The organism is Nannocystis exedens (genome assembly GCF_002343915.1).
GTDB classification, from domain to species: Bacteria; Myxococcota_A; Polyangia; order Nannocystales; family Nannocystaceae; genus Nannocystis; species Nannocystis exedens.
On sequence record NZ_NETK01000001.1, the window covers coordinates 9,411,814 to 9,437,500 of the forward strand.

Genomic DNA, 25,687 nt, shown 5'->3' on the forward strand with positions numbered 1-25,687 from the left:
CTTCGCTCGGAGCCGCAGTCGGAAGATGATGTCCTCGAGGACAGATAAATGGCCGGGTTTCGCTCGCTGCGCCGGAGGTTGCGGGTCCGGTCTGGCGAGGACGTCCTTGGGGGACAGGTCACCCGGACGCGTCGGGTCAGAGCAGGAAGGTGAAGGCGAACTCGCCGCCGTCGAGGCTGGGGCGGAAGCGGGTGCCTGCGACCAGACGCTCGAGGCAGGGGCTCACGTCGTAGCCGGGCGGGAGCGCGACGGTGGCCTTGCCGCGCGGCGAGACGGTGACGGTGCCGGCGAGCCTCACGGTGGCGGTCATGGTGCGGAAGCTCGAGTCGGCCTTGCAGGCGCGGACGTCGGCGGCGCGGCGCTCGAGCTGGGCCCGCGCGGCGGCCGGGTCGAACGGCGCCAGCGGCTGCGGCGGGCGGTGGCTGGTACTTGCGACAGGTGCTTTGGGCAATGTCTGCTCGAACATGTCCTTTGCGCCTGGTGCCGTGAGCGCGCTCTCCCGGGCGCCGGCGGCGGGCCCGGCTGCTCGCGTCGCGGAGGGCGTTGGGGCCGCCGAATCGCCCGCCGGGCCGGGTGCGAGGGACTCGACCGGAGCGGGGATATCCGGCGCAACGGCCGAGGCAGGCGCGATGGGGACCGCGGGGGCGGGGCCTTCCGGGACGGCGCCAGCGGGCGAGAGGGGGGTCGCGGGAGCGGCGGTCGTCGCCGGGTCGTCGGACCGGGCGATGGCAGAGGCCGGCGTCGGGGCCGGGTCGGCGGCGGTCGCGGTGAGCGTCGGGCCGGCGGCGTCGCCGGAGGCTTCACGGGTGCTGACGACGGCGGCGGCGACGGCCAGCGCGCCGCCGAGCGAGGCCGCGAGGAGCAGGCCCCGGCGGGCCGGGCGCGCGCGTGGCCGATCGGGCATGTCCTCGAGAGCATGTACTGAAGGACTCTCGAGGGCGGCGCGGGCGTCCGCGAGGGCGGCGAGGAGGGCGTCGGCCGAGGGGTGGCGGCGCTCGGGGTCCTCGGCGGTGGCGCGGTCGATGACGGCCCGCAGCGGGGCGGGCAGATCGGCGGTGTGCAGCACCGGGGCGTGCGGCGGCAGCTCGACGTCGCTCGGCGCCTGGGCCGGCAGGCGGCCGAGCAGGAGGGTGTGGAGCACGACGCCGAGGGCGAAGATGTCGACGCGGTGATCGGTGCGGCCGCCGCGGTAGATCTCGGGGGCGATGTAGCCCGGCGAGCCGCCGACGGTCCAGGTGCTCTTGTGGGTGCCCGAGAGGATCTTGGCGAGGCCGAAGTCGAGGACCTTGATGAAGTCGGGGTCGCCGTCGCGGCCGACGCGGAGGCAGTTCTGCGGCTTGATGTCGCGGTGGACGACGCCGCGCTGGTGCGCCGCCGCGAGGGCGCGGGCGATCTGGGTGACGATGTGGAGCGCGCGGGGCCACGCCAGCGGGCCCTCGCGCGCGAGCGTGCGGGCGAGGTCTTCGCCCTCGAGGTACTCCATGACGAAGAAGGTCGGGCCGGCCTCGGGCGGCCCGAAGTCGGTGATCCCGACCACGTTGGGGTGATCGATCTTCGACGCGGCCTGGGCCTCGAGCAGGAAGCGGCGGCCGATCTCGGGCTCGTCGAGGTAGCGCGCGCTGATGATCTTGAGCGCGAACAGCTTGTCGAGGTGGACGTGGCGGGCGAGGAACACCACGCCCATGCCGCCGGCGCCGAGCCGCCGGACGACCTCGTACCGGCCCTGCAGGACCTTGCCGACGAGCTCGTCGTAGGTGAAGAGGCGCCGCAGCTCGGGCCAGTTCGGGAACGTGCTGTCGCCTGCCTCGTCCACGCGTCGCCCTGCGGCGGGCGAGTCTAACACGCGCGGCCGCGGGGGCCGTCAGAAGCGGCCCTGGAGCCCGACGCCGAGGGTTCCGGGGCCGAGGCGGGGGCGAGGGCGACGGGCGGCCGGGCGCGGAGGGCGAGGCCGACGCCGAGGAGGACGAAACCGCCGAGCAGGGCGACGCCGGCGATCGGCGCGGCGATCCGGACGATCCGGTCGGCGTCGTAGCCGCGGTTCAGGATCTCCTGCACCTCGAGGCTGTTGCCGCCGTCGCAGGCGATGTCCATGCCCCAGCAGACGCGCCGGCCGTCGCGCGTGGCGTCGCGGGCGAGGGCGATCCCGACGCCCATGGGCACGAGCGCGGCCGCGCCCACGCCGAGCACGGCCGCGCCGGCGATCCTCAAGGCGCGGCCGGGTCGGGTCGCGCTTGCTGGCGGTCCGGACATGTCCTTCGGATCAGGTTGCCGAGGCGCCGCGATCGCAGGAGAGGTGCTCGGAGGGACAGGTGAGGTGTCCCGGGGGACAGGTCGGGGGGAGCTTGGAAACGTGTCCTCGGGGGCGGGTTGGCGGGGCGAGGGTCCCTGAGGGGCAGGCCCGGCGGGCGCGTCGCAGTCGACGGCGGCGAGGCCCTGCTCGACGCGGGCGAGCCGGGCGCGCTCGTCGGCCAGCGGGTCGGCGCCGGCGCCCGCGAGGTGCTCGCGCAGCAGGGCGCGAGCCGGACAGAGCTGTTCGCGAGCGTCGCCGCCGCGCTCGTGCGCCCGCAGGCGGGCGTCGACGCTCTCGCGCAGGAGCATGAGCCGCGGGCCGGTCTCGTCGGCCGCGGTGAGGCGGTAGGCGCGGGCGAACTCGTCGCCGGCGCGAGCGTCGTCGCCGGCCTCCTTGGCCGCCTGGCCTCGCTCGTAGGCGAGGTCGCGGGGCGAGGGGGCTGGTGGCGCGAGGGACAGGTCGATGGCGACGGCGACGGACGTCGCCGAGGACGACCTGAGGGGGGCGAGGACGGCGGCGCGGGCCGAGGCTGTCTCGAAGGACGGGTGCTCGGAGACGGGGAGGGTCGCGTCGGCAGCGTGAGCGGCAGGCTCGGAGGACAGGTCGATGGCGTGGCGCGGGGAGGGTGGCTCGAGCGACAGGTCGACGGGGACGGCGGCGCGGGCCGATGCTGTCTCGAAGGACAGGATGAGGGCGAGGGCGGCCGTGGAAGGGCGGGCGGGCCGAGGCGGGCGGGTCGCGAGCCCCGGAGACGCCTGGCGCTCGCCCGCGTCTGCGCGGTCGCGACGCGTTCGCCCGGTGATCACGACGATCACTTCGTCGGCACGCATACGTCCTCCAGACACGCCATGCCGGGGGGACAGGGAGCGGGGCACGCGCCCTTGCCGGGGCACACGCTGCCGTCGGTGTCGGCCTCGCACCCCGCGCTGCAGCAGCGGAGCGCACACAGCGGCTGCCCGTCGATGTCGAGGCAGATTCGGCTGTCCGAATCCGGGTGCTGCTCGCAGTTTTCGGGCACGCCCTCGCACAGGTCGGCGCAGAAGCCCCGCGCCGCGCCCTCGCGGTGGACGCAGCGCGGCATGCCGTAGGCGTGGCAGTCTTCGTCGACGTCGCAGCCGGTGTAGGCCCACTGGTAGCTGGTGTCCTCGTTCTCGCCGCGATCGCAGTGCTCCGGGGCGGGCCGGCAGCGCGTCCCCGAGCAGCACAGGCCCTGATCCTGGCCGCAAGCGTCGTCGCGGTTGCACACGGCGCCGAGCAGGAAGTCGGCCTTGAAGCAGGCCGCGAAGGCGCTCCCGAAACCGAACAGGACGACGCACAGGCCGACTCGCGCGGCGATTCGCACGGCGGCGAGGATAGCGCGGAGCGGCCGGCGCGGACAAGTGGCAGCCAGAGCGCCGGCGGCAGGTCCGACGGCCGTGTCGCGTGACGACGCGAGCGATGATTGGGGCCGTGCGAACGCGAAGCTTCGGCGCGAGGCTGCCGGTGTCGAGCTCGACGCGAGGGGCCACGTTGCCGACCCCGAGGCTCGAGATGAGCGGGCGCGACGCATGCCGCTGCCGTCCGCCGTGGACCCGGGCGAGCAGGGTGAGGAGCGCAGTTGGATCGCAAGCGGCGAGTTTCGGGGGCTGCATCGAATCGGACTGGCGGCGACCGTTGCGGTCGATCGTCAGCGCTCGAGCCGGCGTCCGGCCGCGAGCGCCAGCGTGCGTGGTGCGCCGACTCTCACCGCAAGGGACCGGTGTGGTCGAGGGTCAGGGAGCGGGCTGTCGTTTCATGCCAGAAGTCCCTGCATGTACGACGTGTCGGCGGCGCTGCGGCGCGACCCGTGCGGTCGTGGGATCGCCCGGCGAACTCGGACCGCTGGCCGCGAGGCATGGAGCGAGGCCTCGATGCCGCCGCACGGGCGCATTGCAGCGTGTTCATGAGAGGCACGGAGCGCCGGCGCAGTGGCCAGGCGAAGCCGAAGCCGCCGACGCGATCGGTCGCGGCGACAGTGCGCATGCGCTCGTGGTGTGCAGCCCTCGGCGACCGACCACCATCGTGCATCGGCCTCGACCATACGATCGTCGCGCGGGCGCGGACCCGCGCGGCCGAGGATGTCGCGGCCTCGTCGATCGGTTCTCGTGTATCATCGCCGTCGGGAAGATGGGGCGCAGGACCGTGATTCTGCCGTCGCGCGGCGCGCTTATCATCAGCACCGATCTGCACGGCTGCTGGGACGACTTCGCGGCGCTGCGCGAGCACTTCCTGGCGGCCTCGGCGGCCGAGCCGGCGACACACTGGGCGATCCTCGGGGACACCGTCCACGGGCCCAGCGCCGAGGCGCGCGGACGCCGGCCCGAGCTGTATGACTATTCGGACATGTCCGCCGAGATCGTGGCGGCGATCCTCGAGCTGCAGCGCGCCTACCCGGGCCGGGTCCACTACGTGCTCGGGAACCACGACCACGGGCACGTCGGCGGGCCGCGGACGGCGAAGTTTCACACCGACGAGGTGGCGGCGCTCGAAGGCCGCTGCACGCCGGCGCAGCTGGCCGACCTGCGGGCGCTGTTCGAGCCGGCCCTGCTGGCGATCGCGGCGCCGTGCGGGGTGCTGCTGTCGCACGGCTCGCCCGACGACCGCCTGCAACAGTTCGACGACCTCGACGGGGTGCGGCTGTCGCCCCGCGACAACGACCCGTACCGCCGCCACCTGCTGGCGACGTTCCTGTGCAGCTACGGGCAGCGCGACGAGGTGACGGCGCGGCTGCTGGCGCGGGTGTCGGCCAGCGCGGTGCCGGTGTCGCTGGTGATCCACGGCCACGACCGCGACGAGGAGGGTTTCTTCTCCAGCGGCCTGCGACAGGCCTGTCCGGTGATCTTCGGGGCGCCGCGGTCGCACAAGCGATATGTCTTTTTGAACCTGTCCTCGAGGTACAACTCGGTGGCCGATCTGCGCGAGGGCTACGAGATCCGCCGGCTCCACCCGGCGTGAGGCGGCGTTGTCCGCAGGGACAGGTTCGGTTAGGCTGCGCGCGTGCCACGGCGTGGACGCGCCAGCGAGCGGGCCGGGGCGCTCGCGCCGATGCTGGCGGCCGAGGTCCGCGCGCTGCAGCCGCGGCTGGTGCCGCTGACCGGCGAGGTGGAGGCAGAGGCGCAGGCGCAGGCGCTGGTCGCGGCGCTGTTCGCCGCGCGTGGGCTGTCCGAACAGACAGGTGAGGGGACGACGCTGGCGCGAGCGCGCGAGCTGGCGCGCGCGGCCGGGCTGCGGCGGGAGCTGGCGGCGCTGACGGGGCCGCTGACGGACGAGCTGGCGCGGATCGCCGGACGGCTCGACGCGCTGCCGCCGGTGGGCGGCGAGGAGGCCGCCGAGGCGTTCTTCGAGCCGCTGCTGGCGGCCCTCGATCCGGGGCTGCGACGGCGACGCGGTGTGTTTTACACGCCTCGCGCGCTGGTGACGGCGATCGTCGCCGGCGTCGACGAGGCGTTGCGCGAGCAGCTCGGGCTCGCCGACGGGCTGGCGGCCACGGACACGTGGGCGCAGGTGATGAACGAGCCGGGCTCTGGCGTGAATCACTCGGCGCAGGGGAGGGGCGCGGCGGGCTCCGGCGTGAAGCTCTCGGGCGTGCCGGACGGGTCGGCGCCGTTCGTGTCGATCCTCGACTTCGCGTGCGGGACGGGGGCGTTCGTGCTGGCTTGCGTGCGGTCGATCGAGCGGACGATGAAGGATCGCTGGCGCCGCGAGCTCGGCGCGCGTGCAGCCGAGGATCCGGCGGTGCTGCAGCGCTGGCGGGCGTACGTGCCGGCGCACCTGCTGCCGCGGCTGCACGCGTACGAGCCGATGCTGGCGCCGCTGGTGGTCGCGCGGCTGCGGCTGGCGGACGCGCTGATCCGCAGCGGCTACACCCCGAGCGGCGAGGAGCCGTGCGGCCTCGTTCGACGCGACGCTTTGGCCGAGCCGCCGGGTCGGCGGTTCACGGTGGTGATCGGCAATCCGCCGTACGCGTCGTCGTCGTCGGCGCCGCCGTGGCTGGTGGGCGAGCTGCGCCGGTGGAAGTCGGGGCTGTCCGAGACCAAGAGCGACCTGCTGCGCGACGAGTGGAAGTTCCTGCGCCTGGCCGAGTGGCTGGCCGAGCAGGTGCCGCGCGCAGTGGTGGGGCTGGTGATCAACCGCGACCTGCTGGTGGGGATCGCCAAGCGCGGGCTGCGGGCCAGCCTGCAGGCGACGTTCCCGTGGCGCCGCGTGGTCGACCTGCACGGCGACGTGCGCGGCGAGGTGATCGACGAGAACGTGTTTGCGATCACGCAGGGGGTGGCGATCGCGTGGCTGTGCCGCGGCGGCGGGGCGGGGCACCACGGCTGTTCGCTGCGCGGGCGCCGGGCCGACAAGCTGGCGCGGCTCGGCGAGCCGGAGCGGTTGCACGCGCTGCTGCGGCCGCACGAGCCGCGGGCGCCGTATTACCGCTGGGACATGTCGGACGAGACAGGTGACGTGCCGGCCGAGTACGCGGGCTGGTGGCCGTTGCCGGCGATCTTCGCGGTCCACAGCTCGGGGATCCAGAGCAAGAACGATCCGGTGTGCATCGGCTGGACGGCGGCCGAGGTGCGAGCGCGGGTCGAGCTGCTGGCGGGCGCGAGCGAGGCGGAGGCGCGGCGGGCTCTGGCGATCGGGGCAGGGGGCGCGTGGTCACTGGCGGCGGCGCAGGCGGAGCTGCGCGCGCTCGGGCCGGCGCCGGAGCGGGTGCGGCGGATCCTCTACCGGCCGTTCGACTGGCGCTGGACGTACATGTCTGAAAGGTCAGGTGGATTCCTGGGCCGGCCGCGCGCGGCGGTGATGCGGCACATGCTGGCGGGCGACAACCTGGCGCTGGTGTATAACCGCCAGATCGTCGGGCAGCGCGTGTCGCACTTCGGGGTGACGCGCGACCCGATCTGCCACGGGACGTTTTACCTGGGCAACCGCGGGCAGGACTTCCTGGCGCCGCTGTACCTGCGCGGCGAAGGCGGGGCGCGCGAATCCAACCTGCGGCCGGAGTTCGCGGCGGCGGTGCGCGCGGCGACGGGGCTGGAGCTCGAGCCGGAGGCGCTGCTTCACTACGTGTACGCGCTGGTCCACAGCCCGACGTACCGCACGCGCTACGGGCCGGCGATCCGCGAGGACTTCGCGCGGGTGCCGATCGCGGCGGCGCCGGGGCTGGTGCGCGCGCTGGTGAGGTCGGGGGAGCGGCTGGTCGGGCTGCACCTGCTCGAGACGGCGCGGTCCGAGGACGGGCTGGCCGAATGGACAGGTCCGCAGGAGGGCGTCGTCGAGGCCGTGACATGGTCGGAAGGACATGTCTTTCTCGACAGAGCGAGGGCCCGAGGGTTCGCGGGGGTGCCGGCCGCCGTGTGGGCGTTCGAGGTCGGGGGGTACGCGCCGTGCGAGAAGTGGCTCAAGGCGCGCCGCGGGCGGACGCTGACGGCCGAGGAGGTGCGGCACTACCGGGTGATGGTGGCGGCGCTGCAGGCGACGCTGGCGGTGATGGAGGAGGTCGATCGCGTGATCGCGGCGCACGGCGGGTGGCCAGGGGCGTTCGCGCGCGAGCGCGGGCGTTGACGCGGCGCGCAGCCGAGGGCCGTGCGCTCTGGCGGGCGAGACGATGTCGCTTCGGGCATGTCCTTGAGGACATGCGGTAGCGGGCGCTCGAGCTCCGCGGCAGCGCGAGCTCCGGCGGTGGCGACCCGCAGCGAGGCAGCTGCGGCTACTCGTCGCCGGGATCGAGCGCGGCCGGGCGGGCGCCGGCGGGCAAGGCCCGCTGGGCGCGGCGGATCTGCTGCAGCAGCTCGTCGGCGCGCGGGCTGCCGACGTGGGTGACGCGGCGCTTGCCGCGAGCGTCGCGCCAGACGATCCGGACCGCGCGGCCGCCGTCGCCCGGCATGTTGTAGATCCACTCGCCGGCCAGCGAGCGCTTGATGCCCCAGCCGCCGAAGCGGCGCCAGTCGTACTGCACGAGCTCGGCGTGCTCGATGCCGGCGATCGGGATCTTGGGCCCGAACATCGCGTACTGGACGTTGACGTGGCCCTCCGACACGGTGACGCGCAGGACCGAGGAGAGGATCCACATCAGACCGAACAGCGGCAGGCCGGCGGCGATCCCGACGGCGCCGCCGACGAGGCCGCCGGCGGCCAGGGCGGCGCCGAACACGGTGAGCATGCTGAGGGCGAAGATCGCGTGCAGCTGCCACGGCGCGCTGTGCTTGTGGCGGTACAGCACGGTGCCCTCGCCGGCCATGTAGCGCTGCTCGTAGGCGTCGGGGGGACGCGAGACCTCGACGGGGACGAGCGCGTGCGGCTCTTCGGCCATGGTGAGAAATTGTCGCGGCGGGGGCGAGGCTGTCAACGCGACGGCTGGGCGCCGCGCCGGACCAGGGCCGCCTGCGCGAACCCGGCGGCGCCGCCCGCCGCGTGGCCGAGGGCGCTCAGCGGCGCGACGGTCGGGCCCGGCACCGGCTGCAGCGCGTGGGCGAGGTCGAGCGCGAGGAAGCACAGGCCGTCGACGGCGAGCAAGAAGTACGGCCGCGCCACGAGGCCGCCGCGCATCGGCAGGACGTGACGCAGCAGCAAGGCGGCGGTGGTGAAGACGACGGCGTCGCAGATCGTGCTGACGGCGACGGCGAGGTCGCGCAGCGAGTGGAGGACGAGGGCGGCGAGGATCCAGACGACCACGGCGAGCGTGGCGCAGCCGAGCAGCACGGCGACGACGCGCTCGCCCCGGCGCAGCGGGACGGTGAGGCCGCTCTGCCGGAGGACGCGCAAGAAGCCGAGGAGGGCCAGCGCGCCGAGGATGTTGGCGACGATCAAGAGGACGTAGTCGAGGCGGTGGAGGGTGACGAGGCCGAGCCGCTGGAGCACGTGGGCGAACACGACGAGGCCGAGCGCGACGGCGCGGAGCAGCCAGGGACGGCGCGGCGGATCGCCGGGGCTGAAGCGAGTCACCGCGAGCACGGCGCCGATGGTGCCGAGGACCTCGGCCGCCAGCGGATCGACGCCGAGGTGCAGCCCCGCGAGCAGGAGCACGAGCGCCAGCAGCCGCGGCGTGGACATCGCCAAGGAGGATGCCAGACCCGAGGCGAGGCGAAAAAGGGCCGATCAGCTGGCGGCGATGGCGACCGCGGTGGCCTGGCGGGCGGCCACGAGGGCCTGGATGTCGAGCAAGAGCTTGGCGTCGGCGAGCGAGCCGAGCGCGCCGTTCTCGCCGACCAGGTGGACGAACGCGAGGTTGGCGGCCAGCCCGAGGTCGCCGCGGCGCGACCACCACCGGGTCTCGGTCAGCCGGTCGCGGATGGCGATCACGGTGGCGACGATCCGCTCGACCGGGAGCGCGAGGAAGCACAGGATCGCCAAATCGTCGTACTCCTGCCGGCCGATCTTCGCCCCGGCGGCGCGGAACTGCCGGACGACGAGGGCGAACCGCTCGGCGATCTCGAGCGGGCCGAGACGGCTGAGATAGAGGATGTTGGCGGCCGTCTGCAGGGCGTTGCCTTGCCACAGCCGGGCGCGCTCGTGCAGGGCCCGGTAGATGGCCTCGATGCCGGCGCCGATGTCCGCAGGCGTGCCCTCGCAGCCGACCAGCATGGCGCACGCGGGGAAGTCCTCGGGGCCGGTCAGCCACCAGTGATAGCGCTGCATCTCGGCGTAGATCGCCGCGAAGCGCTCGACGTGCGCGCGGGTGGCCGGCGCGCCGCCGAGCGTGCGCCGCAGCACCAGCGCGGCGAGGGTCTCGTAGGCGCCGCCGCGACGGACGCCGACGTCGCGGAACAGGGCGGCGACGCGGTCGACCTCGGCGACGAAGGCGTCTGCCTGGTCGCCGGTCTTGACGAGCTGCGAGGCGAGCACGCGCCGGGTGTCACCGGGGGTGCTGCTCCACCAGCCGAACCGCTGCGCGAGCTGGCGGTCGCACTCGCGGACCTGCTCGGCGATCGCGTCGGGTTCGCCGGGCACGCCGAGCAAATTGATGGCGACCAGGCGCAGCGAGTCGCCGTCGCCGCCGAGGTCCTCGAGCGCGGCGAACAGCGCCTGGAAGCGGGCGAACGGGTCGGCCGAAGGACCGGGCTCGACGTGCTGGTCGCGGAAGGACATGCCTGCGCGATCAGTCTACCACTGGGCGATGATGGTCTCGCAGCCGAACTCGATGTGGATCTCGGCGTCGTGCACGCCCTGGATCTCGGCGCAGGTCTGCGGGCAAACGAAGATGTCGGTCGGGTTCTGCTCGTCGTCGTCGTGCCAGCCGTCGCTGACGTTGGTGTGCCCTCGCCGGACTCGACACAGGGGGTCCCCTGCCTTCAATCCACCAGGCGGTGGACCTGCAACGAAGGCCGCGTGACCTTCCATGTCGAGACGCGGCCTTTCGGGCGAGACAGTGAATGGCGTGTCGGTGAAATCGAGGCCCGCGCGCTCCGGAGGGCGAGAGGCCGCGGGGAACGCGGCGGGCCGCCGCCGTTTCAGCGGTACGTGGCCATCAAGTTCTGCATGCGGCTGGCCTGGCCGGCCGTAAAGTTGTTCATGCAAGCATCGTCGGTGTAATCCATGTAGTTGTGGATCGGGTCGACGCCGGCGGCAGGGCAGGTGTTGCGGCCCACGGGACAGCCGAACGCGGCCGACTTCTCGGCCGGGGTGTCGTCGACGCCGTCGCCCGACTTGGAGCAGCCGCCCTGGAACGTGTGATAGAGGCCCATCCAGTGGCCGACCTCGTGCACGCCGGTCATGCCGAGGTTGTAGGGCGCCGCGTTGCCGCCGGGCAGGCTGGCGTTGAGGAGCACCACGCCGTCGTACTTCGGGTTGCTGTTGTACTGGGAGGGGAAGGTCGCCCAGCCGAGCAAGCCCTGGCCGAGGTTGCCGGTGTAAATGTTGAGGGTCTCGGGGCCGCCCCTGCGCAGGGCGTTCTTCGCCTGCTGCTCGGCCGAGCTGCCGGAGGCCATGTTGTACCAGGTGGTGTTGTTGGTCCGGTCGACGCCCGCGAGCGCGAACGAGAAGCCGGTCCCGGCGTAGGTCGAATTGAGCAGGTTCAGCTGGGCGTTGATCTGCTGGTCGCTGACGTCGCCCGCGCCGGTGTTGCTGCGGATGACGTGGAACCACACCGGGATGGCCGCCCGCGGACCTTCGACCTTTTGCGATGGGCCGGCGGCGAAGCGGTGCAGGAAGTCGGCCTCCATCGCCGCGACTTCGAAGGCGGTCGGGTGAACGCCGCAGCGTCCGTGCAAGGCAGCCTCTTCGGCGGCCGCGAAGTCTTCGACACAGGCGTCGTCGTCCATCTCGCAGATGTCGCGCGCGTCTTCGTCGAGGTCGAGAACGACGTCCTGCGCCTCGCCAGGGGTGGAATCGTCAGGGACATCGCACGCGAGCGCGCACGCGCCGAGGATCGTGCACAATAGAGTCGTGGTCTTCATGAGCTCCTTGCGGCCCGATCACGGGCCCATCGTAGAGTAAACAACTTCGGCCGGGCGGAACCAGCAGCGATGGCGCGCCTGCGTGGCGCGGGCCCCACCGTCCGCTTCTGCATGAGAAGTCGAATGTCGTGTGGCGCTCCGGCGAATGTGCGAAGCTTACGCGCCATGCAGACTCGATTGACCTGGATTGCTGCGGGCGTGTGGGTCACAGCGTGTGGTCCTGCACCCCCGGAGCGCGAGACCGCGGGCGAGCAGACGTCGACGTCTTCGACGACCTCGTCGACGGGAGATCCGTCGCCGACCGGGCCCGACGAGCCGGAGCCGACGAGCACGACCAGCGAGACCGGCGGCACGTCGGAGCCGATTCCGGAGTGCCAGTCGGACGCCGATTGCGACGGCTTCTGCGAGTACTGCGTCGAGGGCGAGTGCTACGACGCGGTCGGTTGTTGCGGGCTGGCGCCGGGCCCGAGCGGCGCGCTCGAGCTGCGCTGTCAGGGCTACGAGTGCTACGCCGACGACGAATGTGACGAGGGCCATTTCTGTGAGGCGCCGGGGTGGTGCCGATCGATCGCGGCGATCCCGACGTGTGAACGCCTGCCGCTGACGCTGTCGGAGCCGTGGCTGCAGGGCTCGGCGAGCGCGCTCGCGCTGGTCGACGTCGACGGCGACGCGGCGCTCGACGTGGTGGCGCTGCTGCCGGACGCGGGCGCGGTCGAGGTGCTGCTCGGCGACGGCCTCGGAGGGTTCGCGCCGGGCGAGACGTTCCCGACCGATCTGCTCGGCGGCACGCAGAGCCTCGCGGTGGCCGACTTCAACGGCGACGGCGCGCCGGACCTGGCGGTGTCCCGCGCGGCGCCGGTCGGGGAGCTGAGCCTGCTGTTCGGGCAGGACGCGATGTTCGCCGCGCCGGTGAAGGACTCGCTGGGCGCGACCCCGGGGCAGCTGTGGAGCGGGGACTTCGACGGCGACGGGAAGCCCGACCTGCTGGCCCGCGGGGCCGATCCGGCGCAGCCCATCGCGCTGCGCCTGGGCGACGGGATGGGCGGCTTCGGCGAGCCGTTCGGCGCGGCGCTCCGCGGGGTGATGTTTGCGAGCTGGGTCGGAGCGGTGAGCGGCGACCCGGCCAAGCTCGACCTGCTGGCGACCGGCGCGAGCGGGCCCGCGGTCGACGTGTTCGAGTTGGTCGAGGGGCAGGGGTTAGGGCCGATCGACGGGGTCGTGGCGCCGGGGATCCGGTCGCTCGACAGCGTCGTGGCCGGGGACATCGACGGCGACGGCGAGACGGACCTGATCGGGCACCGCAAGCCGCCGCCGGAGCTCGATCTGCTGACGATCTGGTCGCTGGGCCAGCCGATGCCGGACATGCACGTCGAAGGCGGTCGGCTGCTCGGGCCCGTGGCCGACGTCGACGGCGACGGGGCGGGCGACGTGCTGATCGGCGGCGCGGGGGCCGTGCGCGTGCTCTTCGTCGCCGGCGGCGACGGGCCGTGCGTGCAGACCCTCCCGTTCAGCCCGGGCACCACGCCCCAGGCGCTGGCGGCCGGCGACGTCGACGGCGACGGGCGGGCCGACGTGGTCGCCGCCGCGCCCGCGCTGGCGGAGTTCACGCTGCTGCGGACCGGGCCGTGAGGACAGGTCAGGGAGGGCATGCCCGATCGGGCATGTCCTCGCGGGCATGTTTTTTGGAATAAGTGCGAAAGACCAGGTCCCACAGCGGGCTGGAGATGCCGAAGTCGGTCGCGCGGTCGCCGAAGTGGTGGCGCAGGTGACGGCGGCGGAGGGCCCGGCCGAGGGCGGTGCGCGGGCGGCGGTGGTGGGCGAGGTAGTGGACCCACTCGTAGGCGAGGTAGCCGAGCAGGGTGCCGGCCAGCAGCGGCCAGCGGGCGTCGGGGCCGGCCAGGAGGCCGTAGACGCCGAACAGCAGGAGGGCCAGGCCGCCGCTGTAGAGCGGGGTGGCGACCAGGCGCTCGCGGTCGCCCGGGGCGACGTGGTGGTGACGGTGGACGATGAAGCTGGTGACCTGCCGCGCGGGGGTGGTCGGGGCGAGGTGGAAGAAGCCGCGGTGCAGCCAGTACTCGACGAAGGTCCACACGAGCCAGCCGCCGGCGACGCGCAGGGCGAGCTGCCCCGGCGCGTAGGCGGCTGTCCCGAAGACCAGGCAGACGGCGATCGGGCCGGCCCACAGGAGGTAGGGGCTGGCCCAGTGGGCCCGCGTCAGGCGCTCGTACAGCTCGCGGTGGAAGAAGCGCGGGGACCTGGCCTGAAGGTCAGGTTTGGCCTCGGGCCCGAGCGCGGCGGCGAGCAGCGCGTCGGTGAGGACCGGGTGGCCGGGCACGGCTACTCCGCGGCCGGGGCCCGGTGGCAGCGCCAGAACTCGCCGAGCACGACGGCGGCGGCGCAGGCGACGTTGAGGCTGTCGAGGACGCCGGTGCCGGGGATCTGGACGGTCTCGTCGGCCATGTTCAAAAGGGCAGGGGCGAGGCCGTCGGCCTCGGCGCCGAGCATGATGACGGACCGCGCGGGCAGGGGGGCGCCGTACAGCGAGCGCTTGGCCCGGGCGGCGGTGGCGATCAGGCGGAAGCCGGCCCGCCGCGCGGCGACCAGCGGGCCGGTACCGTCGGCGACGGGGACGACGTCGACGAACTCGGCGCCGCCCTCGGCGGTGCGCAACATGGCCGGCGAGGCGTGCGACTCGAGGCCGCCGGCGAGCACGGCGTCGACGTCGAAGTGAGCGCACACGCGGACGATCGCCCCGAGGTTGTGCGGGTTGCCGACGCCGCCGAGGTAGAGGAGGCAGCGCGGGCGCGTCGGGTCGCGCCGCTGCAGCGCGGCCTGGAGGCCGATCGGCGGCCGCTCGCGGGCGATGAAGCAGATGCCCTCGTGGTGGACGGACTGGGTGATCCGCTCGAGCTCGTCGTCCTCGACCACGTGATAGGCGATCCGTCGCTCGGCGCAGCGCTTGAGGAAGGCGCCGAACACGGGCAGGCGCGAGGGGTGGACGTAGACGCGGCGGACGTCGTCGGGCCGGCGGGCGGCGATCGCCAGGCAGGCGTTGACGCCGCAGACCTTCATCTCGGGCGCGGCCGGGGCGGCGGCCTTGGGGCTCTTCAGGGCGCGTTGCATGCGGGCGCCGGAGGTATAGCAGGAGGCCGCCGGGGCTCCGTCGGGGGCCGCCGTGAGCCCGGTCGGGTCAGGCGGGGCGCCCGGCCAGGTGGTCGTGGACGACGCCGTACTGCCGCTCGAGCTCGCCGAACAGGACCGGCGCGTGCAGCAGGTCGCCGGCGCGGCTCTTGGCCTCGAGCGCGGCGGCGAGGGCGTGGAGGCTCATCAGCCGCAGGCCGCCCGAGCTGCCCTTGAGGCTGTGCGCGGCCTCTCGCACGCCGTCGAGGTCGCCGCTGGCGATGGCGAGGCGCAGGCGCTCCATCAGCTCGTCGGCCTCGCGCAGGAACAGCGCCGCGATCTCGTCGGCCGTGACGGCGCCCAGCAGGTCGCGCAGCTGGCGGTAGCCGGCCGTGGCCTCGCGCTCGAGCTCCCCCGGGGTCGCCACCAGCGAGGGGTCGAGCTGCGGCGCCGGCGGCGGGACCTCGATCGGCCGGCGCGACCGCTCGAGCGCGGCCCGCAGCTCGCGGATCTGGATCGGCTTGCTGACGTAGTCGTCCATGCCGGCGGCGAGGCAGGCCTCGCGGTCGCTGTCCATCGCGTTGGCGGTCATGGCGATGATCCGCGGCTGCGGCCCGCCGCTGCGGCGGATCAGCCGCGTCGCCTCGAGGCCGTCCATCTCCGGCATCTGCACGTCCATGAGGACGATGTCGTAGGCGTGGCGGCTGATCGCGTCGAGCGCCTCGATGCCGTGGAAGGCGCAGTCGGCCCGGTAGCCGAACCGCTCGAGCATCAGCAGCATGAGCTTCTGGTTGGTGGCGTTGTCCTCGGCGACGAGGATCCGCAGCGGCAGCCGCTCGGCCAGGGTCGGGTCGAACTCGGACGCGCCGAGCTCGACCCGCGGGCTCGGCTGGGCGTCGCCCTCGCCGAGCACGCTGGTCAGGGCGGCCAGCAGCGAGCCGCCCTTGATCGGCTTGGTGACCAATGCGTCATGTTCTTCGAGACCTGTCCCAAAGGGCCGCCTCGCCATCGGCGTGAGCAGGACCACCGGGACGTGGGCGTTGCGCAGGGCCGCGAGCAGCTCCTTGTGCCGCTCGTCGGGCAGCAGGGTGTCGACGACGGCGACGTCGACGGCGACCTCGCGCAGGCCGGCGAGGGCCTCGGCGGCGCTGGCGAAGGCGAGCGTCTGCAGGCCCCAGGCGTGGGCGTGGCCGGCGAGCAGGCGCCGCTGCGGGGCGCTGGCGTCGACGAGGAGGAGCTGCTTGCCGCGGAAGCGGCCGTCGTGGTCGGCGACGATGACCTGCGGGGTGGGCTCGCTGGCGGCGTCGATCGTGAAGTAAAAGGTCGAGCCGCGGTCGACCTCGCTGACGGCCCACATGGTGCCGCCGAGCATCTCGGCCAGTCGCTTGCTGATCGCCAGGCCGAGGCCGGTGCCGCCGAAGCGCCGGGTGGTCGAGCTGTCGAGCTGGCTGAAGCTCTGGAACAGGCGATCCATGCGGTCGGCGCGGATGCCGATGCCGGTGTCCTCGACCGCGAAGAGCAGGCCGTAGCGCGGCGGGCCCTCGCCGGTGCGCCGCACGCCGCGGACGCTGACGTCGAGGCTGATGTCGCCTTGGGCGGTGAACTTGACGGCGTTGCTGAGGAGGTTGAGGAGGATCTGGCGCAGGCGCGTCGAGTCGGTGACGAGCCGGCGCGGGACGTCGGGGGCGATCGAGACGGCGATGTTGAGCGGCTTGTCGCCGAGCTTGCTGGCGGCGACGAGGTCGACCACGCCCTCGATGAACTCCTGCAGGTTGAAGGCGTCGCTCTCGAGCTCGAGCTTGTTGGCCTCGATCTTGGAGAAGTCGAGGATGTCGTTGATGATCGTCAGCAGCGACTCGCACGAGGAGCGCAGGGTGTCGACGAAGTCGCGCTGCTCGCTGCTCAGCGGGGTGTCGAGGAGCAGCCCCGTCATGCCGATGATCGCGTTCATCGGCGTGCGGATCTCGTGGCTCATGTTGGCGAGGAAGGTGCCCTTGGCGGCGTTGGCGGCCTCCGCGGCCTCCTTCGCGGCCGCCAGCGCCTGCTGGGCCCGCTTGCGCTCGGTGATGTCGGTGACGCTGGCGCGCACGAGGTTGCGGCCGCTCGCGGGCATGCGCACCAGCCGGACCTCGCACGGGATGTCCTGGCCGGCCCCGTTGCGGTGGACCCACTCGAACACCGGCGCCTCGCCCTTCATGGCCGCCAGCACGTGCTCGCGCGCCCCCTCGAGCGAGTCGCGGCCGTCGGGCTGGACCGGCGGGCTCATGGTGCCCGGGCCGACGTGCAGCAGCTCCTCGCGCGAGAGGCCGTAGAGCCGGGTGGCGTTGGCGTTGGGGTCGACGAACAGGCCGGTGTCGGCGTCGACGACGAGGATCGCGTCCGGAGCGTACTCGAACAGGGTCCGGAACCGCTCCTCGCTCTCGCGCAGCGCGGCCTCGGCCTTGCGGCGCTCGGCCAGCTCCTGGCGGGCGGTGATGTAGAGGCCGGCGTTGACGACGCTGATCGCCAGGAGACCCGCGAACGGGGTCATCTCGGCCAGAGTCATGGCGTCGACGGCCGACAGGCCGGTGAGGCCGCCGACGACCATCACGCCGAGCCGGCGCTCGTGCGTCTCGACGGGCGTCAGCGCGAGGCCGATCGAGCTGTCGTGGTCGGGCGGCACCAGCATCGCCTGACCCGAGTTCCACACCTCCATCACCGGGCCGCCGCGGTCGTTCTCGATGTGCTCGCCGAGCACGCGGATCACCGAGCTCGCGCCGGCGATCGCCCGCAAGCCCTCGGGCTGGGAGAGGTAGAAGGCCGCGCCGCCGCCGTCGAAGAACTGCTCGGCGTGCCACAAGATCGAGCCGACCAGCGCCGGCAGGTCGACCTGCTCGCCCAGGCCCCGGCGGATGTCGTGCATCGCTGCGAGGTAGTGGTCACGCCACGGCAACGCGAACTCCCGTGTGCCCCTGCGCCGTCATCACCGGTTGCTGTGGCAAGGTGTACCAAAACTCGCCACGCTCACGCGCAGCGGCGCGCGCGCCGAGGGGCCTCCCCGGCGCGGCCATACGCTGTTCTTTCGCCTCACCCCAGGGCCGTGCGCGGGGAGATCTCCGGGACAGGATCATCGCCACAACGAAGCGCAGGGGCCGCTGGTCAGCGTTCGGGCGCAGACGGGCGATGCGGACCGGACGGCGCCCGAATCGCGACGGCGAACCTGCGGCGGCGACCTCGCGGGCGTCGCCCGGTGCGCAGTCCCCGTGCGAAGACCCGGGCGCGGACGCGCGGGCCCGGCCTCGCGCGGGTGCCGGAGCTCGCGCATGCTCGAACGGGCATGGCGTGAGGAGCATGTCCCAGGGAGCATGTCTCCTCGGACATGCCCCCATGAGCATGCCCGAAGAGACATGAGAGACCGCCGGCGACCCGGGCGGGCGCGTCAGCCCGGGCGGGTGTCGAGGGCCTGGCGGACGCGGGCGGCCAGGGCCTCGAAGCTGCCGGACACGACCACGCCCTCGCCGCCGGCGTGGCGCGACAGCACGAGCACGCGCAGCTCGGGCTGGGCCTTCTGCAGCGCGCGCGCGGCCTCGGCGGTGCCGGCCGACAGCTCGGACGAGATCAGGGCCAGGGCCAGCGGCGGCCGGGTCTGGCGCTGCAGGGCGAGCGCCTCCTCGAGGTGCTCGGCGATGTGGACGGTGTAGCCGAGCTGGCGCAGGGCGGCGGCCACGGCCCCGCGCAGGTGGAGGTCGTCGTCGAGGATCAGCAGCGACTCGACGCCGCGAGTGTCGGGCGCGGGGGTCGAGTCGAGGACGCGCGGGATGCTGAACACGCGCGGCAGCACGACCTCGATCGCCAGCGAGTCGGAGGCGGCGCGGAAGCCCGACTCGTTGTCGCGGTTGAGCCGCAGCGCGCCGCCGCCGTGGCGCGCGATCGTCTGCGCCAGGACCAGGCGCGCCCGCAGGGCCTCGCTCATGTCGGCGCCGCCCGACTCGACCGGGTAGGCGAGGAAGCGGATCCGGACGTACTCGCCGGCGGGCAGGCCGAACCCGAGCGAGCGCTCGATCCCCAGCGTCTGCGGCGCGACGTCGATCGAGAGCTTGGAACCCTGGGGCATGTACGAACGGATGTGTCGCACGACGGCGACGACCAGCAGCTCGAGCTGGCGCGGGTCGACGCGGACGGCGCTGCGCAGGCCCTCGACCGGGAGGTCGAGCGCGAGGCCGTCGCCGAGCACGCGGGCGAGCAAGCTGCCCATGCGGGCGATCAGCGAGGCGGGGGCGACGTCGATCGGGTCGGCGAGCTGGCGGCGCGCGAACGCGGCGAGCTGACGCACGAGGTCGCCCGCGTTGCGCGCGGCGCTGCGGATCCGCTCGTCGGTGGCGAGGTTCTCGATCTCGGTCAGCGGGTTCTGGAGGTCGGCGCTCATGGCCGACGCCAGCCGGGCGACGGCGCCGGTGCGCTCGGCGTGGCGCAGCATCGCCGCGGCCTGCAGGCGATCGGTGATGTCCTCGCTGACGACGATCACGCCCGAGGGCTTGCCGTCGCCGCCGGTCAGCGGGATCCGGCTGACCGCGAGCCACTGCTCGCGCCCGGCGGCGACCTGGGTCGCCTCGATGCGGGCGATCTGCGGGCGCCCGCTCTGCAGCACCTCGCGCTCGTGCCGCCGCGCGACGTCGCCGCCGTCGCACAGCTCGGGGCGCAGGACCAGCTCGCGGTCGCTGCGGCCGGCCAGCTGCGCGCCCGTCAGGCCGGCCGCGCGGGCGAACGCGCGGTTGGCCCCGCGGTAGCGCAGGCGGCTGTCCTTCCAGGCGATCCGCTGCGGCAGGTGGTCGAGGACGGCGGCGGTCTCGTCGATGCGCACGAGCGCGGCGGCCAGCGCGGCGGCCAAGGCGCTGGCCGCATGAGCATGTCCTTCGGACCAGGTGAAGCGCTGGCCGAAGGCGGCGAACAGGAGCACGCCGACGAGGCCGTCGCCGCGGGCCGGGGCGGCCAGCAGGGCCGGGGCGCCGAACAATCGCAGCGGCTTGAGCTCGGGCGGGGAGACCTCGCCGGCCGGGGCGCTGACGACTCGACCCTCGGCGAACGCCTCGAGCCAGCGCGGGGGCAACCGCAGCTCGTCGCCGCGCGGCGCCCCACGCTCCCGCATCCACACGCCGCGCGGGGCAAAGCCGAGTCCGCTGGGCTCGAGGAAGGCGGCGAAGTCGAGGCCCTGCGGCTCGGCGAAGGCCGCGAGCGCCCGCTCGGCCGCGCCCGCACCGGGGAGCAGGAGGCTCCGCAAGGCCGCGGCGAGGGCGGGCAGGCAGCGTTCATCGCCGGGGTCAGGCATCTGGAGGTGACAGTGTATCAGGGCCGGAGGTCGGTTAGCCTGTCGCGACATGCTCGGCCTGCCGCAAGCGCTGCTCCTCGACCTCGACGGAACCCTCGTCCGCAGCGAGCACATCCACACCGAGGGCCTGGTCCGGTTCTGCGCAGGTCGCGGGCTCGAACTCAGCGAACACGAACGCCTGTTCGTGATCGGCCACGCCTGGCAGGAGATCTACGCCGAGCTGCGTTTGGAAGCGCGCCTGGGAGCTACCCTGGCCGAGGTCCTCGCCGGCACCATGGCGGCCAAGGACGCGATGTTTGCGGCCGGGTTGAGGCTTCCCGTCCTCGAGGGCGCGCGCGAGCTGGTCTCTCTGGCCCACGCCGCCGGGATCGCAGTGGCGATCGTGAGCGGTTCGGCGCGCTCGGAGATCGTGCAAGCGCTGGCGGTGCTCGAGATCGGCGAGATGCTGCGCTTCTACGTCGGCGCCGAGGACGTGATCCGCGGCAAGCCGTCGCCGGAGGGCTACGTCCTGGCCGCCCAGCGGCTCGGCGCGGCGCCGGAGCGCTGCCTGGTGGTCGAGGACAGCGAGGCCGGGATCGCGGCGGGGCTCGCCGCCGGCATGCGCGTGCTGGCGACCGCGGCGGCCAACCCGCCGCCGGGCCAGCCCGGGCACCAGTTGCAACACGCGGCCCACCGCGTGGTCCCCGGCCTCGCCAGCCTGCAGCTGGCCGACCTCGCGGCGGTGATGACGTCGTGAGCGCGCCCGTGCTCGTGCTGATGCCCGACGCCGAGGCGCGGGTCGACCTGGCCCGCCCGGTGCTCGGCACCACCACGGCGGTCCGCCTCGCCGACGCCGCCCGCCGCGCCGGCTTCGCCGAGGTGCTGCTGGCCCCGGGGACATGTTCGATCGTACATGGCGCGAGGGCTGTTTCGTCGGGCGAGCCGATCGCGGCCCCGGCGCTGCTGGCGTTCGAGAGCGCGGTGATCGCCGAGCCGCTGCTGCGCGCGCTGGCCGAGCACCCGCTCGCCGCCGACGAGGGCTACTCGCTCGGCGACGGGCTCGGACGTCCGAGTGCGTGGTGGACCGGTCACCTCGCGTGCGTGCCGGCCGAGTTGCCGATCGCGGAGGAGCTGCCGTGGCCGGCCGATCGCGGGCCCGCAGATCTCGCGCGCTACGTGTACGACGAAGATCGTGTCCGGGTGGAGGCGGTGATCTGGAGCGAGGGCGAGGGGGCTGCCGAGGGCGCCGCGAGCGCGCCGGGGTGGCTACGCGCGATCGTGAATCGGCTGGCCGACGGCGGCCGTCCGCTGGGACAGATCGAGCTCGCGGCGACGATGACGGCGGTCCTCGCCGGGCCGGCGGCTCTGCTCGGTGGTCGGCTCGGGATCGTCCTCGGGGCCGCGCTGCTCTGCATCGGAGTGCAGCTCGCGGCCGTGGTGCCCGCGCTCGCGCGACTGGTCCGCGGGCGCGGGGGCGCGGGGGACGTGCAGTGGCTCGCGCCCGCGGTGCGGCCGTTCGGGCACGCGGCCTACGTCGGCGCGTTGACCTACGCGCTGGTGGCCGAGGCGGGTCGCTCCAGCGTCGCCGGGCTGGTGTTGCTCGGCTTCGGCGCGGGCGCGGCGTTCTTGTCGCTGGCCCACGCGCGCGACGTGCTGCGCGGCGAGCGACCGCGCTTCGAATTGCCGAGCGCCGACGCGTTCGCGGCGCGGCTCGGCGCCAGGCTGCCGGCGTGGTCGCACAGCGACGTCCGCGTCGAGGTCGTCGCGCTGGCGCTGGCCGTCACAGGCGCGCCCGGGCTGCCCTGGGGTGTGCTCGTCGGCGCCGCGCTCGCGCGGCTGTGGCGGTGGTTCATCGCGCCGAGAGGGTGAGCGAGGCCTCACAAAACGAGCCTGGCCGTTCGCACTCGTTGGAGACACACACATCGGTCATCAAGTCGCGCCGCGGCGTCGCGCGGGGGGCAGCGCACGCGCGGTGTTTGACCCCACCTGGCCCGGATGCTAGGTTTGCCGCCAGGCTCCTTCATGGCACGCAAGATCCCGCTTCTACCGCTCCGCGAGCTCATCGTCTTCCCGCACGAGGTCGTGCCGCTCTTCGTCGGGCGCGAGAAGTCGATCAACGCCCTCGAAGAGGCCATGGCCAGCGACCGGAGCATCCTGCTCTGCGCGCAGAAGAAGGCCAAGGTCAACGATCCCCGGCCCGACGGCATCCACACCTTCGGCACGATCGGCAGCATCATCCAGCTGCTCCGCCTGCCCGACGGCACCGTCAAGGTGCTGGTCGAGGGCAAGAGCCGGGCGAAGATCGGCCGCTACATCGACCACGACAAGTACTTCCTGGTCGAGGTCGACGTCGTCGAGCCGAGCGTCGTCACGGTCGAGGAGGAGCCCGAGCTGGCGGCGCTGATGCGCTCGGTGCAGGCGACCTTCGAGAACTACGTCAAGCTCAACAAGCGCGTGCCGCCCGAGCTGGCCGCGAGCGTGGCGAGCATCGACAACCCGTCGCGCATGGCCGACACGATCGCCGCGCACGTGAACTTCAAGCTGTCGGCCAAGCAAGAGCTGCTCGAGACCGAGTCGGTCCGCGCGCGCCTGGAGAAGCTCTACGAGCTGATGCAGAACGAGATCGAGATTCTCCAGGTGGAGAAGAAGATCCGGACGCGCGTCAAGAAGCAGATGGAGAAGAACCAGAAGGAGTACTACCTCAACGAGCAGATGCAGGCGATCCAGAAGGAGCTCGGTTCGCAGGACGAGTTCAAGAACGAGATCGCCGAGCTCGAGGAGAAGGTGCGCCGCAAGAAGATGTCGGCCGAGGCGACCGACCGGCTCAAGAAGGAGCTGCGCAAGCTCAAGATGATGAGCCCGATGAGCGCCGAGGCCACGGTCGTGCGCAACTACATCGACACGGTGCTGGCGCTGCCGTGGGACGAGCGCACGGTCGAGAAGCTCGACGTCGACGAGGCCGAGAAGATCCTCGACCAGGACCACTACGGGCTCGAGAAGCCGAAGGAGCGCATCATCGAGTACCTCGCGGTGCGCTCGCTGGTGCCGAAGCTGAAAGGCCCGATCCTGTGCCTCGTCGGCCCGCCCGGCGTCGGCAAGACGTCGCTGGCCAAGAGCGTGGCGCGGGCGACCAACCGCAAGTTCGTCCGCGTGTCGCTCGGCGGCGTGCGCGACGAGGCCGAGATCCGCGGCCACCGGCGCACCTACATCGGCGCGATGCCGGGCAAGATCATCCAGGGCCTGCGCAAGGCCGGCTCCAACAACCCGGTGTTCCTGCTCGACGAGATCGACAAGATCTCGATGGACTTCCGCGGCGACCCGTCGGCGGCGATGCTCGAGGTCCTCGACCCCGAGCAGAACCAGGCCTTCGTCGACCACTTCCTCGACCTCGACTACGACCTCAGCGACGTGCTGTTCCTGTGCACCGCGAACTCGCTGCACTCGATCCCGCTGCCGCTGCAGGACCGCATGGAGATCATCGAGCTCACGGGCTACACCGACGAGGAGAAGGGCAAGATCTGCCGCCAGTACCTCATCCCGAAGCAGCTCGAGGCCAACGGCCTGGCGTCGGTCGAGGTCACGTTCACCGACCAGGCGGTCGGCGAGCTCATCCACCACTACACGAAGGAAGCCGGCGTCCGTAACCTCGAGCGCGCGGTCGGCTCGGTGGTCCGCAAGCTGGCCCGCGAGTACATCAAGGAGGGCAAGAAGAAGAAGGCGTACAAGGTCGACGTGCGCACCGTCCAGCGCCTCCTGGGCCCGCAGAAGTTCCGCTACAACGTCGCCGAGACCAACGACCAGATCGGCATGACGAACGGCCTCGCGGTGACGATCTTCGGCGGCGACCTGCTGCCCGCCGAGGTCACCGTGTCGGCCGGCAAGGGCAAGGTGACCCTGACCGGCAAGCTCGGCGAGGTGATGCAGGAGTCGGCCCAGGCCGCCGTCACCTACGTCCGCTCGCGCTCGCTGTCGTTCGGCCTCGAGCCCGACTTCTACGAGCACATCGACTTCCACGTCCACTTCCCCGAGGGCGCGGTGCCCAAGGACGGCCCCTCGGCCGGCGTCACGATCGTGACCTCCCTGGTGTCCGCGTTGCTGCAGGTGCCCGTGCGCAAGGACGTGGCGATGACCGGCGAGATCAACCTGCGCGGCAAGGTGCTGCCGATCGGCGGGCTCAAGGACAAGCTGCTGGCGGCCTTCCGCGGCGGCATGAAGACCGTCATCTGCCCGCGCGACAACGAGAAGGACCTGCAGGACGTGCCGAAGAACGTGCTCAAGGCGCTCGAGGTCAAGCTCGCCGACACCATCGACGACGTGCTCCGCGCCGCCCTGTCCATGCCGCCCGAAGACCACCCGAACGCGCCGTTCCGCAAGTTCATGTCGGGCGAGTTGGTCGCCGGCCCGGCCGACTGGCGAGCGGTCGCGCAGTACCTCGACGAGCGCCGCCGCAAGGACCGCGCCGCCCACGAGAGCGAGCACGGGCCGCACTGAGCCGCGCAGCGCGGGACGACGGAGCCGCCGGGACGTGAGTCTCGGCGGCTTCGCCGTTTCTGCGGCACGAAAATGGTGGGGCCGACCAGGGTGCCGGGCCGAGAGCTCGGGCGGTCGCACGGCGCCGCCCAGAAGAGCGAGCAAGGGAGCCGTGGAGACACGCGAGGCTCAGCGGCGAACCCGGGCGCCCCGCCGGGAGCTTGCGCGTCGATGAAGCCTCGGGTCGGTGGACATGTCTCCAGGCCCATGTACGAGGGGACATGTTATGGAGAACATCGAGTCGTCGGCGCGCTTCCGCTGCGCCGGCGACTGTCGGCCGCGAGTGCCGCCTCTCGCCTGGCGCCGGCAGGTCAGCCGCCTTCGCTTCGTGAGGGTCGAGCCGGTCACCCCGCATTCGAGGACATGGCCGCTGGAACCTGGCTCAAGGCGCAGGTCTCGACGGCCATGTCCTTTGAAGAAGCCTCGCTCACTTCTTCGCGCGCTCGAACGTGACCTTGTTGATCTTCACGTCGTCGAGCGGGCGGTCGGCGCGGGTCTTGACCTTACTGATGGCGATCGCGGTCTTGGTGTCGCACTTGCCGAACACGGCGTGCTTGTCGTCGAGGTGCGGCGTGGCCGCGACGGTGACGAAGAACTGCGAGCTGCCGGTGTTCGGCCCGCGGTTCGCCATCGACAGGATGCCCGGGCCGTTGTGACGCAGGCTCTTGTCGAACTCGTCGACGATGAGGAAGCCGGGGCCGCCGGTGCCGGTGCCCAGCGGATCGCCGCCCTGCAGCATGAAGTTGGGGATCACGCGGTGGAACAGGGTGCCGTCGTAGAAGTTGCCGGTCTTCCAGGTGTCTTCCTTCTTGACGTAGTAGGGCCGCACGCCGCGGGCGAGGCCGACGAAGTTGGCGACCGTCTTCGGCGTCTGCTCCTCGAACAGCTCGCAGCGGATCGGGCCCATCGTGGTGTCGAGGGTGGCGAACAGCTTGCCCTTCGACTTGTCGGCGAGCGCCTCGTCGCCGGCGAGCGCCTGCTCGAGGGTGATCTCGCCCATCGGGTCGCCCTGGGCCTTGTTGTATTCGAGCACCTCGGCCGGGGAGAGGCCGGGGCGCG

The 25,687-nt window shown here is 72.8% G+C and carries 19 protein-coding genes (1 of these 19 cut by a window edge); 6 read left to right on the plus strand and 13 right to left on the minus strand.

All coding sequences use genetic code 11. The annotated features are described in order from the left end of the window. Positions 1–136: 136 nt before the first annotated feature. From NAEX_RS36800 to NAEX_RS36810, 3 genes are read right to left on the minus strand one after another with little or no spacing between them, the layout of a single operon-like run. Positions 137–1,813, minus strand: a complete 1,677-nt coding sequence (locus NAEX_RS36800) for a serine/threonine-protein kinase (protein ID WP_096332146.1) — start codon at positions 1,811–1,813, stop codon at positions 137–139. Positions 1,814–1,836: 23 nt separating this feature from the next. Next, on the minus strand, positions 1,837–3,120 hold the full coding sequence (locus NAEX_RS36805; protein ID WP_143825702.1) for a hypothetical protein: 1,284 nt from the start codon (positions 3,118–3,120) through the stop codon (positions 1,837–1,839). Continuing rightward, complete coding sequence (locus NAEX_RS36810) at positions 3,102–3,632, minus strand: hypothetical protein (protein ID WP_096332148.1); 531 nt, start codon at positions 3,630–3,632, stop codon at positions 3,102–3,104. The genes NAEX_RS36805 and NAEX_RS36810 overlap by 19 nt, the downstream gene beginning before the upstream one ends. A gap of 818 nt (positions 3,633–4,450) precedes the next feature. Here NAEX_RS36810 and NAEX_RS51315 point away from each other — a divergent pair. After that, positions 4,451–5,263: a metallophosphoesterase gene (locus NAEX_RS51315; protein WP_170136313.1), complete on the plus strand. Its 813-nt coding sequence runs from the start codon at positions 4,451–4,453 to the stop codon at positions 5,261–5,263. 42 nt (positions 5,264–5,305) lie between these two features. Beyond that, positions 5,306–7,864 (plus strand): type ISP restriction/modification enzyme, encoded by a 2,559-nt coding sequence (locus NAEX_RS36820; RefSeq protein ID WP_143140759.1) that lies wholly within the window; start codon positions 5,306–5,308, stop codon positions 7,862–7,864. A 145-nt stretch (positions 7,865–8,009) separates the two neighbouring features. Here NAEX_RS36820 and NAEX_RS36825 read toward each other — a convergent pair whose 3' ends face one another. From NAEX_RS36825 to NAEX_RS36845, 5 genes are all read right to left on the minus strand, one after another. After that, positions 8,010–8,612 carry a hypothetical protein gene (locus tag NAEX_RS36825; protein ID WP_096332151.1) on the minus strand — a complete coding sequence of 201 codons (603 nt, stop codon included), beginning with the start codon at positions 8,610–8,612 and terminating at the stop codon, positions 8,010–8,012. Positions 8,613–8,644: 32 nt separating this feature from the next. Beyond that, on the minus strand, positions 8,645–9,352 hold the full coding sequence (locus tag NAEX_RS36830; protein ID WP_096332152.1) for a hypothetical protein: 708 nt from the start codon (positions 9,350–9,352) through the stop codon (positions 8,645–8,647). A 45-nt stretch (positions 9,353–9,397) separates the two neighbouring features. Then, positions 9,398–10,387, minus strand: a complete 990-nt coding sequence (locus tag NAEX_RS36835; protein ID WP_096332153.1) for a DUF4003 family protein — start codon at positions 10,385–10,387, stop codon at positions 9,398–9,400. 15 nt (positions 10,388–10,402) lie between these two features. Further along, on the minus strand, positions 10,403–10,594 hold the full coding sequence (locus NAEX_RS36840) for a hypothetical protein (protein ID WP_096332154.1): 192 nt from the start codon (positions 10,592–10,594) through the stop codon (positions 10,403–10,405). A gap of 155 nt (positions 10,595–10,749) precedes the next feature. Beyond that, positions 10,750–11,694 (minus strand): zinc metalloprotease, encoded by a 945-nt coding sequence (locus tag NAEX_RS36845; RefSeq protein WP_096332155.1) that lies wholly within the window; start codon positions 11,692–11,694, stop codon positions 10,750–10,752. A 165-nt stretch (positions 11,695–11,859) separates the two neighbouring features. Between NAEX_RS36845 and NAEX_RS36850 the strand changes: the two genes are divergently transcribed. Then, positions 11,860–13,323: an FG-GAP repeat domain-containing protein gene (locus tag NAEX_RS36850; RefSeq protein WP_170136314.1), complete on the plus strand. Its 1,464-nt coding sequence runs from the start codon at positions 11,860–11,862 to the stop codon at positions 13,321–13,323. Between the two features lie 7 nt (positions 13,324–13,330). Here the strand turns inward: NAEX_RS36850 and NAEX_RS36855 are convergent, their stop codons facing one another. The 4 genes from NAEX_RS36855 to NAEX_RS36870 all read right to left on the minus strand — a co-directional run bounded on the left by NAEX_RS36855 (position 13,331) and on the right by NAEX_RS36870 (position 20,119). Then, entirely contained in the window at positions 13,331–14,029 is a 699-nt protein-coding gene (locus NAEX_RS36855; protein ID WP_170136315.1) for a sterol desaturase family protein, read from the minus strand. Positions 14,030–14,031: 2 nt separating this feature from the next. Further along, positions 14,032–14,817 carry a TrmH family RNA methyltransferase gene (locus NAEX_RS36860; RefSeq protein ID WP_096332157.1) on the minus strand — a complete coding sequence of 262 codons (786 nt, stop codon included), beginning with the start codon at positions 14,815–14,817 and terminating at the stop codon, positions 14,032–14,034. A 67-nt stretch (positions 14,818–14,884) separates the two neighbouring features. Beyond that, positions 14,885–17,716, minus strand: coding sequence for a hybrid sensor histidine kinase/response regulator (locus NAEX_RS36865; RefSeq protein ID WP_096332158.1), 2,832 nt, complete (start codon positions 17,714–17,716; stop codon positions 14,885–14,887). A gap of 516 nt (positions 17,717–18,232) precedes the next feature. Then, positions 18,233–20,119, minus strand: coding sequence for a PAS domain-containing protein (locus NAEX_RS36870; RefSeq protein WP_170136316.1), 1,887 nt, complete (start codon positions 20,117–20,119; stop codon positions 18,233–18,235). Positions 20,120–20,168: 49 nt separating this feature from the next. On the opposite strand from NAEX_RS36870, the gene NAEX_RS36875 reads away from it, so the two are divergent. From NAEX_RS36875 to lon, 3 genes are all read left to right on the plus strand, one after another. Continuing rightward, complete coding sequence (locus NAEX_RS36875) at positions 20,169–20,855, plus strand: HAD family hydrolase (RefSeq protein ID WP_096332160.1); 687 nt, start codon at positions 20,169–20,171, stop codon at positions 20,853–20,855. Next, positions 20,852–21,967, plus strand: coding sequence for a hypothetical protein (locus NAEX_RS36880; protein WP_096332161.1), 1,116 nt, complete (start codon positions 20,852–20,854; stop codon positions 21,965–21,967). The genes NAEX_RS36875 and NAEX_RS36880 overlap by 4 nt, the downstream gene beginning before the upstream one ends. Before the next feature lie 153 nt (positions 21,968–22,120). Then, positions 22,121–24,589, plus strand: coding sequence for an endopeptidase La (gene lon, locus NAEX_RS36885; RefSeq protein WP_096332162.1), 2,469 nt, complete (start codon positions 22,121–22,123; stop codon positions 24,587–24,589). A 466-nt stretch (positions 24,590–25,055) separates the two neighbouring features. Here the strand turns inward: lon and NAEX_RS36890 are convergent, their stop codons facing one another. Beyond that, positions 25,056–25,687: the 3' portion of a peptidylprolyl isomerase gene (locus NAEX_RS36890; RefSeq protein WP_245913884.1), read on the minus strand. 241 nt of this gene lie beyond the right edge of the window; the window shows 632 of its 873 coding nt (coding positions 242–873); the start codon falls outside the window, past its right edge; its stop codon occupies positions 25,056–25,058.

What these genes read in the sequence shown, in the direction of transcription:
- NAEX_RS36865 (WP_096332158.1), bottom strand. Translation starts at nt 17,716, where the DNA reads ATGCACGACATCCGCCGGGGCCTGGGCGAGCAGGTCGACCTGCCGGCG.
- NAEX_RS36860 (WP_096332157.1), bottom strand. Translation starts at nt 14,817, where the DNA reads ATGCAACGCGCCCTGAAGAGCCCCAAGGCCGCCGCCCCGGCCGCGCCC.
- NAEX_RS36870 (WP_170136316.1), bottom strand. Translation starts at nt 20,119, where the DNA reads ATGCCTGACCCCGGCGATGAACGCTGCCTGCCCGCCCTCGCCGCGGCC.
- lon (WP_096332162.1), top strand. Translation starts at nt 22,121, where the DNA reads ATGGCACGCAAGATCCCGCTTCTACCGCTCCGCGAGCTCATCGTCTTC.
- NAEX_RS36825 (WP_096332151.1), bottom strand. Translation starts at nt 8,612, where the DNA reads ATGGCCGAAGAGCCGCACGCGCTCGTCCCCGTCGAGGTCTCGCGTCCC.
- NAEX_RS36805 (WP_143825702.1), bottom strand. Translation starts at nt 3,120, where the DNA reads ATGCGTGCCGACGAAGTGATCGTCGTGATCACCGGGCGAACGCGTCGC.
- NAEX_RS36830 (WP_096332152.1), bottom strand. Translation starts at nt 9,352, where the DNA reads ATGTCCACGCCGCGGCTGCTGGCGCTCGTGCTCCTGCTCGCGGGGCTG.
- NAEX_RS36875 (WP_096332160.1), top strand. Translation starts at nt 20,169, where the DNA reads ATGCTCGGCCTGCCGCAAGCGCTGCTCCTCGACCTCGACGGAACCCTC.
- NAEX_RS36845 (WP_096332155.1), bottom strand. Translation starts at nt 11,694, where the DNA reads ATGAAGACCACGACTCTATTGTGCACGATCCTCGGCGCGTGCGCGCTC.
- NAEX_RS36850 (WP_170136314.1), top strand. Translation starts at nt 11,860, where the DNA reads ATGCAGACTCGATTGACCTGGATTGCTGCGGGCGTGTGGGTCACAGCG.
- NAEX_RS36835 (WP_096332153.1), bottom strand. Translation starts at nt 10,387, where the DNA reads ATGTCCTTCCGCGACCAGCACGTCGAGCCCGGTCCTTCGGCCGACCCG.